This is a genomic window from Pantoea rwandensis (genome assembly GCF_000759475.1).
Taxonomy (GTDB): Bacteria; Pseudomonadota; Gammaproteobacteria; order Enterobacterales; family Enterobacteriaceae; genus Pantoea; species Pantoea rwandensis_B.
In genome coordinates, this window is sequence record NZ_CP009454.1 from 501,054 (window position 1) to 515,684 (window position 14,631).

Annotated in this window: 14 protein-coding genes; 8 read left to right on the top strand and 6 right to left on the bottom strand. The window is 54.8% G+C overall.

Going from position 1 to position 14,631, the window contains the following annotated elements; genetic code table 11:
* Positions 1 to 5: 5 nt before the first annotated feature.
* From recF to dnaA, 3 genes are all read right to left on the bottom strand, one after another.
* Positions 6 to 1,091 (bottom strand): DNA replication/repair protein RecF, encoded by a 1,086-nt coding sequence (gene recF / locus LH22_RS02205; RefSeq protein WP_034830004.1) that lies wholly within the window; start codon positions 1,089 to 1,091, stop codon positions 6 to 8.
* A gap of 179 nt (positions 1,092 to 1,270) precedes the next feature.
* Complete coding sequence (dnaN, locus tag LH22_RS02210; protein ID WP_034830010.1) at positions 1,271 to 2,371, bottom strand: DNA polymerase III subunit beta; 1,101 nt, start codon at positions 2,369 to 2,371, stop codon at positions 1,271 to 1,273.
* 5 nt (positions 2,372 to 2,376) lie between these two features.
* Complete coding sequence (gene dnaA / locus LH22_RS02215; RefSeq protein WP_034830012.1) at positions 2,377 to 3,777, bottom strand: chromosomal replication initiator protein DnaA; 1,401 nt, start codon at positions 3,775 to 3,777, stop codon at positions 2,377 to 2,379.
* 600 nt (positions 3,778 to 4,377) lie between these two features.
* Between dnaA and rpmH the strand changes: the two genes are divergently transcribed.
* The 6 genes from rpmH to LH22_RS02235 all read left to right on the top strand — a co-directional run bounded on the left by rpmH (position 4,378) and on the right by LH22_RS02235 (position 9,352).
* A complete protein-coding gene (gene rpmH, locus LH22_RS19985; protein WP_000831330.1) occupies positions 4,378 to 4,518 on the top strand; it encodes a 50S ribosomal protein L34 in 141 nt (46 codons plus the stop codon).
* A gap of 14 nt (positions 4,519 to 4,532) precedes the next feature.
* Entirely contained in the window at positions 4,533 to 4,892 is a 360-nt protein-coding gene (rnpA, locus tag LH22_RS02220) for a ribonuclease P protein component (RefSeq protein ID WP_034830013.1), read from the top strand.
* Complete coding sequence (gene yidD / locus LH22_RS19990; protein WP_007893564.1) at positions 4,856 to 5,113, top strand: membrane protein insertion efficiency factor YidD; 258 nt, start codon at positions 4,856 to 4,858, stop codon at positions 5,111 to 5,113. Before rnpA ends, yidD begins: the two co-directional genes overlap by 37 nt.
* A gap of 2 nt (positions 5,114 to 5,115) precedes the next feature.
* Positions 5,116 to 6,762, top strand: coding sequence for a membrane protein insertase YidC (gene yidC / locus LH22_RS02225; RefSeq protein ID WP_038643953.1), 1,647 nt, complete (start codon positions 5,116 to 5,118; stop codon positions 6,760 to 6,762).
* 277 nt (positions 6,763 to 7,039) lie between these two features.
* The gene (gene mnmE, locus LH22_RS02230) at positions 7,040 to 8,404 is read left to right on the top strand and encodes a tRNA uridine-5-carboxymethylaminomethyl(34) synthesis GTPase MnmE (protein ID WP_038643954.1); all 1,365 of its coding nucleotides are present in this window, start codon (positions 7,040 to 7,042) and stop codon (positions 8,402 to 8,404) included.
* Positions 8,405 to 8,761: 357 nt separating this feature from the next.
* Complete coding sequence (locus LH22_RS02235) at positions 8,762 to 9,352, top strand: malonic semialdehyde reductase (protein ID WP_038643955.1); 591 nt, start codon at positions 8,762 to 8,764, stop codon at positions 9,350 to 9,352.
* 43 nt (positions 9,353 to 9,395) lie between these two features.
* Here the strand turns inward: LH22_RS02235 and LH22_RS02240 are convergent, their stop codons facing one another.
* Complete coding sequence (locus LH22_RS02240) at positions 9,396 to 9,905, bottom strand: flavin reductase family protein (RefSeq protein ID WP_034830017.1); 510 nt, start codon at positions 9,903 to 9,905, stop codon at positions 9,396 to 9,398.
* Positions 9,906 to 10,196: 291 nt separating this feature from the next.
* Here LH22_RS02240 and LH22_RS02245 point away from each other — a divergent pair, with 291 nt between their 5' ends.
* A complete protein-coding gene (locus LH22_RS02245; RefSeq protein WP_038643957.1) occupies positions 10,197 to 10,946 on the top strand; it encodes a 4'-phosphopantetheinyl transferase family protein in 750 nt (249 codons plus the stop codon).
* A gap of 31 nt (positions 10,947 to 10,977) precedes the next feature.
* Here the strand turns inward: LH22_RS02245 and LH22_RS02250 are convergent, their stop codons facing one another.
* Positions 10,978 to 12,291 carry an NCS2 family permease gene (locus LH22_RS02250; protein WP_038643959.1) on the bottom strand — a complete coding sequence of 438 codons (1,314 nt, stop codon included), beginning with the start codon at positions 12,289 to 12,291 and terminating at the stop codon, positions 10,978 to 10,980.
* 150 nt (positions 12,292 to 12,441) lie between these two features.
* On the opposite strand from LH22_RS02250, the gene yieH reads away from it, so the two are divergent.
* Positions 12,442 to 13,101 (top strand): 6-phosphogluconate phosphatase, encoded by a 660-nt coding sequence (gene yieH, locus LH22_RS02255; protein ID WP_038643960.1) that lies wholly within the window; start codon positions 12,442 to 12,444, stop codon positions 13,099 to 13,101.
* 234 nt (positions 13,102 to 13,335) lie between these two features.
* Here yieH and LH22_RS02260 read toward each other — a convergent pair whose 3' ends face one another.
* Entirely contained in the window at positions 13,336 to 14,574 is a 1,239-nt protein-coding gene (locus LH22_RS02260) for an MFS transporter (protein ID WP_038643961.1), read from the bottom strand.
* Positions 14,575 to 14,631 lie beyond the last annotated feature (57 nt).

The window sequence follows — 14,631 nt, forward strand, 5'->3', positions numbered from 1 at the left end:
CTCATTTAATCTTCAGGTTGAACCGCTATTTTACCCTGTTCCACGCGGAACATCTTGCCCTTTTCGTCACTCATGTCGATTACATGTTCGACACCAATGGCGCTGACAAATACCTGAGCCTGCGTGGCTTTCAGGCGCTCGGCAAGCAACCGACGACGCGAATCGTCCAGCTCCGAGGCAAAGTCATCAATCAGGTACAAACAGCGACGTCCGCTGCTGCGCGTCAGATATTCACCCTGCGCTAAACGCAGTGCACACATCAGCAGCTTTAATTGACCGCGTGAGAGTAAATCTTCCACCGGCGTGCCTTCCGCACGAATGCGAAAATCCGCTTTGTGCGGGCCGCTGGCGGTATAGGTGAGCGCGCGATCGCGCTCGAAATTACGTTCCAGCAGTTCGGCAAAGTCGCTCTCTTTATCCCAGCCGCGCTGAAACGAAAACGACAACTCAAACTCTGGTAAAAACTGACTGCAGGTAGCGATGATCTCTTTCGAGATCGCCGCACTGTACTCGGCGCGCCACTGGCTAATCTGTTCGGCCAGCGGCACCAGTTCCTGATCCCACGGGCGAATTTGGCTGTAACGCGAAACTTGTCTCAGCGCGGCGTTACGCTGTTTCATCAGACGCCGTAGATTATTCCAGGCATTGAAGAAACCGGGTGCGGAGTGGAAACAGCCCCAATCAATATAAGCTCTACGATATTTGGGGCCGCCATTGAGCAAAGTAAACCCTTCCGGCGTGATCAACTGCATCGGCAGCAACTGCGCCAACTCCGCCACTTTATGACCGTCACTGCCGTCGATGCGCACTTTGCTATCACCGGCGCGATTTTTGGTCAGCCCCACGGCCAATTCGCGCTCACTGCCTTCAATTCGTCCGTGCAGGACAAACGCATCCTGATCGTGACGAATGACGCGTCCAGCCTGCAAACTGCGAAATGCGCGGCCATGTCCGAGGGTGTAGATAGCCTCCAGCACGCTGGTTTTACCGCTGCCGTTAGCACCGACGAGGAAATTAAAGCCTGGTGCCAGCGTGAGATCGGCCTGCTCGATGTTGCGGAAATCTTTAATCAGGAGGCGGGTTAAAGCCATGAACGAATCCAGCTGCGCATTAAGAAGTGGTTTTCACCTAACCCTGCAATTGAGGGCGTTAACGGCGAAGCTAGTTTGCTCACGGCCAGCGCGCAGGCCCTGGGAGCATACTGAAGTATGTGACCAGGGACGAGCACTGCCCGGGGGCAAAATAGCGAGTAAGTTAGCCCGCTATAAGATCACAAGCGCATGGGCATGACGACGTATGCCGCCGCTGGGCTGGCAACGTCTTCAATCTGCACACTCGAAACCGAATCGGTCAGCAGCAACCGCACGTTTTCGCACTTCAGCGCATTCAGCACATCCAGCACGTAACTCACGTTAAAGCCAATCTCCAGTTCAGTGCCGCTGTACGACACATCCAGCATCTCTTCCGCCTCTTCCTGTTCAGGGTTATTGGCGGTGATCTTGAGCTGATTCTCGGTGATATAGATGCGAACACCGCGGAATTTCTCATTGGAGAGAATCGCTGCACGGGCAAACGCCTGTTTCAGCAGATCGCATCCCGCTTCCAGCGCTTTGTCCGGGTTTTTCGGCAATACACGGCGATAATCCGGGAAACGGCCATCAACCAGCTTAGAGGTAAAGATAAAGTCACCAACGTGGGCGCGAATGTTGCTGCTGCCGATCTGTACCTGCAGCGGAGTCTCGCCGCCATCAAGCAAACGGACTAATTCAATCACACCTTTACGTGGCACGATCACCGAATGGTTAGGCAACGCCTGGCCAATCGGCATGGAGCATACCGCCAGACGGTGACCATCGGTGGCGACGGTGCGCAACTCTTCACCTTCGGTCTCAAACAGCATGCCGTTGAGGTAGTAACGCACATCCTGATGCGCCATCGAGAACTGGGTCGCTTCAATCAGACGTTTCAGCGTGGCCTGTGGCAAGGTGAACTCCACCTCGCTCTGCCAGTCATCCAGATTAGGGAAGTCAGTGGCGGGCAGCGTCGATAAGGAAAAACGGCTGCGGCCAGAACGCACCAGCATTCTGTCACCTTCCAGCGTCAGGCTAATTTCCGCGCCCTCTGGCAAACCGCGACAGATATCGAGGAATTTACGCGCGGGCACGGTGGTCGCACCGGGCTCGTGGGGCTGCGTTAATGCAACGCGGGCCACCATCTCCATTTCCAAATCGGTGCCGGTCAGACGCAGTACGCCTTCACTCACCTGCAACAGTAAATTTCCGAGGATCGGTAAGGTCGGACGTCCACCAAGCGGGCCGCTAACCTGTTGCAGTGGTTTCAGCAACTGCTCACGTTCTACAATAAATTTCATATGCGTCAGGAAGATAATGTTCGAATGAGGTTAGAGAAATCTTCTTTGATGTCGTGGCTCTCTTCACGCAACTGCTCAATTTTACGGCAGGCATGGAGCACGGTGGTATGATCGCGGCCACCAAACGCATCGCCAATTTCCGGCAGGCTATGGTTGGTCAACTCTTTCGCCATTGCCATTGCCATCTGACGCGGACGTGCCACCGAGCGCGAACGGCGCTTCGACAGTAAATCCGCGACTTTGATCTTGTAGTATTCGGCCACCGTTTTCTGGATGTTATCGATGGTGACCAGCTTTTCCTGCAGCGCCAGCAAATCGCGCAGCGCTTCGCGCACGAAATCGATGGTGATCGCGCGGCCGGTAAAGTTGGCATTGGCGATGACGCGGTTCAGCGCCCCTTCCAGCTCACGCACATTGGAGCGCAGACGCTTGGCAATAAAGAAGGCGACTTCGCCCGGCAGACGAATATCGTTCTCATCCGCTTTCTTCATCAGGATCGCCACACGCGTTTCCAGCTCAGGCGGCTCGATCGCGACGGTTAATCCCCAGCCAAAGCGCGACTTCAGGCGATCTTCAACACCATTGATCTCTTTTGGATAGCGATCCGAGGTCAAAATGATCTGCTGATTGCCTTCCAGCAGGGCGTTAAAGGTATGGAAAAACTCTTCCTGCGAGCGCTCTTTATTGGCAAAGAACTGAATGTCATCGATCAACAGTGCATCGACGGAGCGGTAATAACGCTTAAATTCTTCAATGGCGTTGTTCTGCAGCGCTTTTACCATGTCCTGCACAAAACGTTCGGAGTGCATGTAAACCACTTTGGCATTCGGCTTGCGCGCAATAATGCCATTTCCCACCGCATGTAACAGGTGAGTTTTACCTAAACCGGTTCCGCCATAAAGGAAGAGCGGGTTGTAAGCACCACCAGGATTATCCGCCACCTGACGTGCCGCCGCGCGCGCCAGCTGGTTAGATTTACCTTCAACGAAGTTATCGAAGTTATGGCGGTTATTCACATTTGAGCGGTAGGTGACATCCGCCGGAGCGGGCACTGAGTCCCAGCTTGGACGCAAGATTTGTGCCGGAGCAGGACGGTTTTCAACAGGAGCAGGGGTGCTGTAAGCCGCCATGGCAGGCTGGCTGGCTGCAACCTGCGCAGCCGGGCGCGTGCCTACTTCAAAACGCAGCAAAGGCACATTCGGACCGCAGAATTCATTCAGCAGCCCATTAATACTATTGAGATATTTATCCCGAACCCAGTCGAGTACAAACCGATTTGGTGCATACAAGGTCAGCGTATTGTCGTTTAATTCAGCTTGCAGCGGACGAATCCACATGCTGAATTCGGTGGCAGGAAGCTCATCCTGCAAACGGGCAAGACACTGTTGCCAAAGCGTAAGTGACACGGCGGACTCCACTCGTACAAAATCGATAAGAATTTCAGGCGCTAATAATAGAAACTGTCTTTTTTGACACAGGCGATCAGAAAGCGCCTGCGACCGCTATCCGCGGTAGTCATCCCCGGCGATCGCAGTGAGGATCGTCAGCGGAAGGGCGGATCATAGCGCAAAGCGGCACAGAGATCTTCCCTTTCTACACAGTTTTGATCCAATTTATCCACAGGCTAGTGAAGCGCTAATGAGTTTACGCTTTCTGTGGAAAAAGCGAGCGGGGATCTTGCTGAAATAGGTAATTTTTCTGGTCGCCTCTCGTTTCCGCGCAATAAATCTGCAAATTGATCGCAAGAAGATCCTGCGCGATCCTTGCGCTTTACCCTATAGCCCGTATAATTCCCCACCCGGCATTATTGCGTGAAGCCTTGATGCCCGGAATCAGCGGGCTGTATCTGGTTTCCAGGTGCCGCGAACTGCGAAGTAAATTGACTCTGGACTGTACAATTATTACAATCCCGCCTCTTTATTAAAGACACATTGAGGCGTAGGTCGATTTACTGGCCCGAAAACGCGTCACCCAGTGAAAATTTTCAAGTTTAGGTAGAAATCGCCATGAAACGCACTTTTCAACCGTCCGTACTGAAGCGCAACCGTTCACACGGTTTCCGTGCTCGTATGGCAACAAAAAATGGTCGTCAGGTTCTGGCACGTCGTCGTGCTAAAGGCCGTGCTCGTTTGACCGTTTCTAAGTAATAAAGCTAACCCTCGTGGTTAAGCTCGCATTTCCCAGGGAGTTACGTTTGTTAACTCCCACTCATTTCACTTTCGTCTTCCAGCAGCCACAAAGAGCCGGTACGCCGCAAATCACCATCCTCGGCCGCCTTAACTCGCTGGGGCATCCCCGCATCGGTCTTACCGTCGCCAAAAAGCATGTGAAACGCGCCCATGAACGCAACCGGATCAAGCGATTGACCCGCGAAAGCTTTCGTCTGCGCCAACACGAGCTGCCTGCGATGGATTTTGTCATCGTGGCGAAAAAGGGGATTGCTGACCTCGATAACCGTGCGTTAACGGAAGCGTTGGAGAAATTATGGCGTCGTCACTGTCGCCTGGCTCGCGGCTCCTGATCGCCCTGATACGCGTTTATCAACGCGCCATCAGCCCACTACTTGGACCTCATTGTCGGTTCCATCCCACCTGCTCGCAGTATGGGATTGAGGCATTACGTCGTTTCGGCGTCGTAAAAGGTAGTTGGTTGACGATAAAACGCGTATTAAAATGCCACCCTTTGAACCCGGGTGGTGACGATCCTGTGCCGCCAAAAACCTTTGATACCAGAGAACATTAACGATGGATTCGCAACGCAATCTCTTTCTCATCGCTTTTCTGTTCGTGTCTTTTATGATCTGGCAAGCCTGGCAGACGGACCACGCTCCGCAGCCACAGCAGACTCAGACCACGCAGAACACAAGCAGCGCAGCGGGTGATGCCGCCTCTTCCGGCGTGCCGGCTAGCGGTCAGGGCCAAACGATCACCGTTAAGACTGATGTCCTGTCACTCAGCATCAATACTCGCGGTGGCGATATTGAGCAGGCACAGCTGCTGACTTACCCAGACAAACTGGGTTCAGACGCACCGTTCCAGTTGCTGGAAACCACCCCTGCCTTCGTTTATCAGGCGCAGAGTGGCTTAACCGGTCGTAATGGCCCGGATAACCCGAACAATGGCGCTCGTCCGCTGTTCACCACCACTCAGGATCACTTCGAGATGGCCGATGGCCAGACCGAGCTGCGTGTACCACTGACCTGGACCGATGAAAAAGGTGTGGTTTATACCAAAACCTTCGTGTTCAAGCGTGGCGACTTCGCGGTTAACGTTGACTACAACATCAATAACGCCTCGCAGCAGCCGCTGGAAGTGTCGATGTTCGGTCAGCTGAAGCAGACCATTGATCTGCCGAAGCACCGTGATACCGGCAGCAATAACTTTGCCCTGCACACCTTCCGTGGCGCAGCGTACTCGACCAGCGAAGCGAAATACGAAAAATACAAATTCGATACCATCGCGGATAACGAGAACCTGAACGCGACCACCAGCAATGGTTGGGTGGCGATGCTGCAGCAGTACTTCGCTACCGCCTGGGTGCCGCGTACTCAGGGTAACAACACCCTGTACACCAGCAACCTTGGTAACGGCGTTGCGGCAATCGGTTATAAATCTTCACCGGTGACCGTGGCAGCCGGCGCACAGCAAGACCTGGGCGCAACCCTGTGGTTGGGGCCGGAAATCCAGGACAAAATGGCGGCTATCGCGCCTCACCTGGATCTGACCGTAGATTACGGTTGGTTGTGGTTCATCTCTCAGCCACTGTTTAAGCTGCTGAAGTTCCTGCACAGCTTTATCGGTAACTGGGGCTTCTCGATTATCGTTATCACCTTCATCGTTCGTGGCATCATGTACCCGCTGACCAAAGCGCAGTACACCTCCATGGCGAAGATGCGCATGCTGCAGCCGAAGATTCAGGCCATGCGTGAGCGTCTGGGCGATGACAAGCAGAAGCAGAGCCAGGAAATGATGGCGCTGTACAAGGCAGAGAAAGTGAACCCGCTGGGCGGCTGCTTACCTCTGGTTATCCAGATGCCAATCTTCCTGGCCTTGTACTACATGCTGTCAGGTTCGATTGAACTGCGTCATGCACCGTTCATTCTGTGGATTCATGACCTGTCCGCGCAGGATCCGTACTACATTCTGCCGGTTATCATGGGTATCACCATGTTCTTCATTCAGAAGATGTCACCGACCACCGTGACCGATCCGATGCAGCAGAAGATCATGACTTATATGCCGGTTATCTTTACCGTGTTCTTCCTGTGGTTCCCTGCGGGTCTGGTGCTGTACTACATCGTCAGTAACCTGGTGACCATCCTCCAGCAGCAGCTGATTTATCGCGGGCTGGAAAAACGTGGTCTGCACAGCCGCGACAAGAAGAAAGCGTAACGTCTGACTGCAACAGCAGCAGCGTATACTCAAGGGGCGGCATTTATGTCGCCCTGTTTTTTTTCAAAATTTGTACCCTAAATAATTCGAGCTGCAGCACAAAAGCGTCGTGAGGCGCTTTTGAACAGCGCTTGCGCTGGCCCGCAGGGTGAGGCCAATGGCCCAATCCCGTGGCAAGCGAAAGAATCCTCAGGAGCTTACTCAAGTCAGTGACTGAGTTGAATGAGCGCAGCCAACGCCGCTGCGGCTTGAAGTATGACGGGTAAGAGAGAGAATCATGAGCCACAGCGATACCATCGTTGCCCAGGCGACACCTCCCGGCCGTGGCGGCGTCGGCATTCTGCGTATTTCCGGCGCCAAAGCCGCTGACGTCGCGCAAGCCGTGCTCGGCAAATTGCCGAAACCGCGCTATGCCGACTATTTGCCGTTCAACGATGCGGATGGCAGCGTGCTGGATCAGGGGATTGCGCTGTGGTTTCCTGGCCCCAACTCTTTCACTGGCGAAGATGTACTGGAGCTGCAGGGTCACGGCGGCCCGGTAATTCTGGATCTGCTGCTGAAACGCATCGTGGCGCTGTCGGGTGTACGCATCGCTCAGCCGGGTGAATTCTCCGAACGTGCGTTCCTTAACGACAAACTCGATCTGGCGCAGGCGGAAGCGATCGCCGACCTGATAGACGCCAGTTCAGAGCAGGCCGCGCGTTCCGCCGTGAACTCACTGCAGGGCGCGTTTTCACTGCGCATCAATACCCTTGTGGAAGCACTCACTCACCTGCGCATCTACGTGGAGGCCGCTATCGACTTCCCGGATGAGGAGATCGATTTTCTGTCTGACGGCAAAATCGAAGGTCAGCTAAATGCGGTGATCGGCGACCTTGATAACGTGCGTGCCGAAGCGCGTCAGGGCAGCCTGCTGCGTGAAGGAATGAAAGTGGTGATTGCTGGTCGTCCTAATGCCGGTAAATCCAGCTTGCTGAATGCCCTCGCCGGTCGTGAAGCCGCGATTGTCACCGATATCGCTGGCACCACGCGTGACGTGCTGCGTGAGCATATTCATATCGACGGCATGCCGCTGCACATCATCGATACTGCGGGGCTGCGTGAAGCCAGTGATGAAGTTGAGCGCATTGGAATTGAACGCGCCTGGCAGGAAATCGAGCAAGCCGATCGCGTGCTGTTTATGGTGGATGGCACCACCACCGACGCCACAGAAGCGGCCGCAATCTGGCCTGATTTTGTCGCACGTTTACCGGCACAACTGCCGATTACCGTGGTGCGTAACAAAGCCGATATGACCGGCGAAGTGCTGGGTCTGACAGAAGTGAATGACCACTCACTGATTCGCCTCTCTGCGCGGACGGGGGAAGGCGTGGATGCACTGCGCGACCATCTGAAACAGAGCATGGGCTTCTCTGGCAATATGGAAGGTGGCTTCCTGGCACGCCGCCGCCATCTGCAGGCATTGGAGTTAGCAGCCACTCACTTACAGCAGGGTAAAGACCAGCTGCTGGGTGCATGGGCGGGTGAACTGCTGGCGGAAGAGCTGCGTCTGGCGCAGCAGGCACTTAGCGAGATCACCGGTGAGTTCACCTCCGACGATCTGCTCGGCAGGATTTTCTCCAGCTTCTGTATTGGTAAATAAACCCATCTACATTTTTTCTCTTCACACGCTATAGCAGGTAAAAACAACCTTACCTGTTATAGCGGGTAAGACTGACTTTATCTGCTATAAAGCCTAGATGAGGTTATTGCGCGCGTGACGTCTCAATTGCCTGACGATTTTCCGACAGAAATTCAAACGACTATTCTTGATGGACTCAAAGCACGCTCTGCTCGCTTAACCCCATAGCCTAACAGATGTAAAACATGCATCTTTGTTATTTGGCACCCCCTCTCCTTTGCAGTATAACGATCGCTGGCCCGTGCTAAAGCGTACCGGCCTCACCCACGATTCATGCTAAACATTAGGCGCAAGTTGCTGCCTGAACAGGAGAGAAACATGAGTACACCGCTCGACAGCGTGGCGCTGAACGCGCTGTTCAATGACGCTCGCACCCACAGCTACTGGCAGGACAAACCGATTTCTCATGATGTGCTGCAGCAACTCTATAGCCTGACCGCGCTCGGCCCGACTTCAGCCAACTGTTCACCGGGACGGTTCGTGTTTGTCACTTCGCAGGAAGGCAAAGAGAAGCTGAAACCTGCACTCTCCTCCGGCAACGTGGACAAAACCATGGCAGCACCGGCAACGGTGATCGTGGCGTGGGATCCTGAGTTCTATGAAGCGCTGCCCAAACTCTTCCCGCACGGTGATGCACGCAGCTGGTTCACCAGCAGCCCGGATCTGGCGAAAGAGACGGCCTTCCGCAATAGCAGCCTGCAGGCAGGATATTTAATTCTGGCGGCCCGTTCGCTGGGGCTGGATGCCGGCCCGATGTCCGGTTTTGACCCATCAAAAGTCAATGAAGCCTTCTTTAGCGAAAGCAAATGGCAGGTGAATTTACTGATTAACCTTGGCTACGGTGAAGCCAGCAAACTGCATGCGCGTTTACCGCGCCTTGGCTTTGATGAAGCCAGCAAATTTGCCTGATTGATTCCAGGCGTCGGGCATTGCGCGACGCCTGTCACTCACATTAACCCAGCGAGTGAAAACCGCTATTGAAGTACACCATCGGCTCCGCCGCTTCACCTGGCAGTGAAATGCCAACGATGCGCGCCAGCAGCACGCTGTGCGTATTCCACTCCACCACTTTCTCCAGCTGGCAGTCAAAACTCACCAATGCATCAGCCAGCACCGGTGCACCGGTGTTCAGCGTTTGCCACTCACCGCTCTGGAAGCGTTCTGCGCGACGTGCAGACTGACTGAACTGCGCGCATAAATCGTCATGCTGTTCACGCAAGACGTTCACAGCGAAATGGCCAGCATTCACAAATGCGTCGTGGCTGGATGCACTACGGTTAACACACACCAGCAGGCTTGGCGGCTCGGCAGCCAGTGAGCTAACGGAGGTCGCAATCAGACCCAGCTTTTCGCCCTGAAACTCGGTGGTCACTAAAGAAACGCCTGCGGTCAGGCGGCGCATACCATGACGAAATTCATCAAGTGAGATTGATTCCTGGCGAGTAAGTGAAGTTACTGACATAAAAAAACTCCGACGTGCATGCTGCTGCGATGGGCACGATTATCTTGAGGTGGATTGTTCACGCACTTCGATGTGCTTTTGGTTGCCCAAATCCTACACTACCTCAGACTTTACGGCACCCTATCCGCGCAAAATCAGCAAAAGCGTTATATGCAAATTCATCGGATGGGATTAGCCGCCGCTTCGGTCTTATCTGATTTTTGGTCATTCCATGTTATGCCGGATGCAAACCTCTGAGAAAATTCCTACAATAGCCCTGATGATTATCTGACCATTTTCACGGAGCGACAGATGGCTAGTCATTTTGTACGTTGGATGGGTAACTCGCCGCTCTCTTCAGAGCAGTTGCGGGTTCCACAGGATGTGATTAACAGCGCCGAGCGCTTCCCTGACAAGCGCCGTAGCCGTTTTCTTGCCGCACGCGAATTGCTGGCTCAGCTCATGCTGCGTGTTTATGGCATTCGTGAACTCCCGCCGCTTGTGACCACCAGCAGCGGACGTCCTTGCTTTGCCGATCCAAACCTCCCTGACTTTAGTATTGCTTACGCCGGTAATATGGTTGGTGTGCTGCTGGCGGAAGAAGGCGGGCGGGCGGGATTGGATATGGAGATTGTCCGCGCCCACAGCCGTCAGACGCAGGACACGCTCACGCAGGATCTCTCATCCGGTGAAAAGGCGTGGATCAACGCGCAGCAGGATTTCATGGAAGCGGTGACGCAAATCTGGACGCTGCGCCAGAGCATCCTCAAATTAACGGGTGAAAGTGAGAACGGTGCCGGTTCGCTGCAGTTGCACCCTGCTGCCGGCCGTCTGCGCTCCAGCGTGTTTCCGGATATTCAGGCGGTATGTGATGCCGAGCCGATTCTGGTGTGGTCGTGCGCGCTCTCTCCGGGCACTGAGCGCTTATGCCTGTGGGAGATTGATGCACAGCAGCAATGGCAGCCATTGCGCGACGTTGAAATGAGCAAACCGAATATTGGCCCGCGCTCGCTGCGTCTGACCAGCCTCACTCCCACACCGCAAGAAATCGGACATCTCTAACAAAACAGGCCGCAATCGCGGCCTGTTATTTTTAGTGCGCGTCGATAAACGCGATTTTTAGCACAAACAACAGGGCAACAATCACCACGCACGGGCTGATTTCACGCCAGCGTCCTGTGCCAAGCTTCATCACACAGTACGAGATGAAGCCCAGCGCGATACCTTCGGTGATCGAGAAGCTGAAAGGCATCATCGCCGCCGTGACAAACGCCGGGACCGCTTCGGTAAGATCGTCCCAGCGCACGCGTGACAGTGATGCCGTCATCAATACGCCAACGTAAATCAGCGCTCCAGCGGCCGCATAGGCCGGCACCATCGCAGCCAGCGGCGACAGGAACATCACCAGCAGGAACAGAATGCCGGTGATCACCGCCATCAAACCGGTGCGGCCACCAATCGCCACACCTGAAGAGCTTTCGATATACGCCGTCACCGAAGAAGTGCCGATTAGCGAACCGGTCACCGAGCTGATGCTATCGACATACAGCGCCTGCTTCATGCGCGGGAAAGTGCCCTTTTCATCGGTCAGTCCGGCCTTATCGGTGACACCGATCAGCGTGCCGGAAGAGTCGAACAGGTTGACCAGCATAAAGGAGAAGATCACTCCCGCCATACCGATGTTGAACGCCCCTTTAATATCGACCTGACCCACCACCGATGTCACTGCCGGCGGCGCGGCAAATACACCGCTGAATTTCACATCGCCAATGGCTAAGCCAATCGCCGTAGTGACCACAATTGATACCAGCACCGCCGCGTGGATATTGCGTGAGGCCAGAATCGCGATAATGAAGAAGCCCAGCGCCCCCAGCAGTACGCTATGCGAGGTCAGATTCCCGACCGTCACAATGGTGTCGGCATTCGGCACGATGATACCGGCGTTTTTCAGCCCCATCATAGCGATAAACAGGCCGATACCGGCGGTGATGCCGACGCGCAGGCTCATTGGGATGTTGGCAATCATCCAGTAACGTACGCGCAGCAGCGTGAGGATCAGCAGACCGAGCGCCCCCCAGAAGATCGCCCCCATGCCAACCTGCCATGAGTAACCCATGGCGCCAACCACCACAAACGCGAAGAAAGCGTTCAGCCCCATCGCCGGTGCCAGTGCCACCGGCAAGTTCGCCACCAGCCCCATCAGGATGCTGCCAAAGGCCGCTATCAAACAGGTGGTGACAAACACCGCCTGGGTATCCATGCCTGCCGCGCCCAAAATTTGCGGGTTTACAAAGACGATGTACACCATCGTCAGGAAAGTCGTGAAACCGGCGATCACTTCGGTGCGCGCGGTTGTGCCGTGTTCCTGCAGCTTAAAGATGCGCTGCAACAAGCCCTGATTGTTCATTCAACTGTCCCGGAAAAAAATTTATCGCCGCGTATCCTATAGATTTTAGCCGGGCAAAACACTGATTATTCGCAAACGGTTGCCGGAGTCGCTTTCTGCGCTGAGTGCGCTAGAGTGTCAGCTGGTTGTTTAATAAAAGGATGATGTGCGATGTCAGTTGAATGTGTGTTTTTCGATTGCGACGGTACGCTGGTCGACAGTGAAGTGATCTGTACGCAATCTTACGTCAACACCTTTGCCCAATACGGTATTGAGCTCTCTTTGCAGCAGATGTTTGAGCAGTACAAAGGGGTTAAGCTCTATGACATCGTGCGGGATGTACTGGCGAAGCATCAAATCGACGTTCCCATCGAAGAATTCGAAACCGCCTATCGCGCTGATGTCGCCCGCCTGTTTGACCTCGACCTGAAGCCGATTACCGGTGCCAAAGCGCTGGTGGAAAGCGTGAAAGTGCCGATGTGCGTGGTCTCGAACGGGACAGTGAAGAAGATGCAGCACTCGCTGGGTTTAACCGGCATGCTGCCACACCTCGAAGGTCGGCTGTACAGCGGTTATGACATTAATCACTGGAAGCCCGATCCCGAGTTGATGTATCACGCGGCGGAGCAAATGCAGGTGCCGATTGAGAAGTGCATTCTGGTGGACGATTCAGAGGCTGGTGCGCGTGCGGGGATCGCGGCGGGCATTCCGGTATTTTACTACTGCGCTGATGCGCACAATCCGGAGTTGGATCATCCGCTGGTGACGCGCTTTGACGATATGGCGCAATTGCCAGCGCTGTGGCGCGCAAGGGGTTGGGATTTGGTGTAAACCCAGGGCGGCATGAATGTCGCCCCTGCAGAAACCGGCGCAGGATGTCCGGGCAATGCATGATTCAAATCGACTGACCACAAAAGTGTTACCTCTGTGGTCGGTCTGATCTGTTCCCTGTGTGCCCGGTGGAACCTGGTGCTGCCCCTACAGAGGCCGGTGTGCGATTTTGAACAGTTCGCAGGTAAGATCTAATCGGGTGCGCATTTATGCGCACCAGGTAACCTAAACGCCTTAGCCAATCGCGCCCAGCGAATCCTCGTTACTCTGCTTCTTCGGCAGCAGGAACAACGTCGCCACGATATCCAGCAGGTAAATCAGCGCCAGCAGCGTGATCGCCGCGGTAAACGAGATTTGCGCCGCCAGCAGACCAATCACCAGTGGACCAAAGCCGCCGACACCGCGTCCAAGGTTGAACAACACGTTCTGCGCGGTTGCGCGCGCCTGAGGTGGGAAGGTGTCCGAGATCAGCGCGCCGTAACCGCCGATCATGCCGTTCACAAACATCCCCATGATCGCGCCGGTAAACAGCATGACGGTAGGATCGCGCAACTGCGCATACACCACCACCATGGCGACCGCGCCAAACTGGTACAGCAGAAAGATTTTCCAGCGCGCGAAGCGATCGGCCAATACGCCAAACAGCCAGATACCAAAGGTCATGCCCACCACGGTCACCGCCGTCCACAAGCCGGATTTGGTCAGGCTAAAACCAAAGCTGGATGAGAGGTAACTTGGCATCCAGATCATCAGACCGTAGTAGCCGAAATTCTGCACCGAGCAGAGAATAAAGATGCCCAGACTGGCTTTGCTGGTGGCGCGATCGGCAAACAGCAGTTTGATACGTGCGGCGAACGACAGCTGCGGTGTTTTTTCCACGTGACGCGTGAAGCCTTCCGGCTCGCCCATACTGCGGCGAATCACAAACGACACCAGCGCAGGCAGTAAGCCCACCAGGAACATGCCGCGCCAGCCAATCACGCTCAGCAATGGCGGCGTAATAAAGGCGGCCAGCAGTACACCGAGCTGCCAGCCGATGCCGACCCATGCCGAGGCGCGATTACGCTTCTCTTTCGGCCAGGCTTCCGCAATCAGCGCCATGCCAATACCAAATTCACCGCCCAGCCCTACGCCTGCCAGCGTGCGGTAGGCCAGCAAATCCCTGTACCCCTGCGCCACCGCGCACAGCCCGGTAAAGATGGAGAACATCAGAATGGTCACGGTGAGAATACGGATACGACCATAACGATCGCTGAGATGGCCAAACACAATACCGCCAATCACCGCGCCGATCAGCGTCCAGGTGACCAGCGAACCGGCCTGAGAGGGATCGAGCGCCAGCGAGACGCTGATTGCCGGTAACATAAAGCCCAGAATTAACAGATCGAAGCCGTCCATCGCATAGCCACTAATGGCAGCAACCATCGCTTTTGCCGGCGTCACGGCGTTTTTTTTCGTTATTGGGGAAGACATTTAACAGCACCTGGCAGAAAAAAGTGCGCCAAGTATAAAGAGAGGGAATCGCGGAGA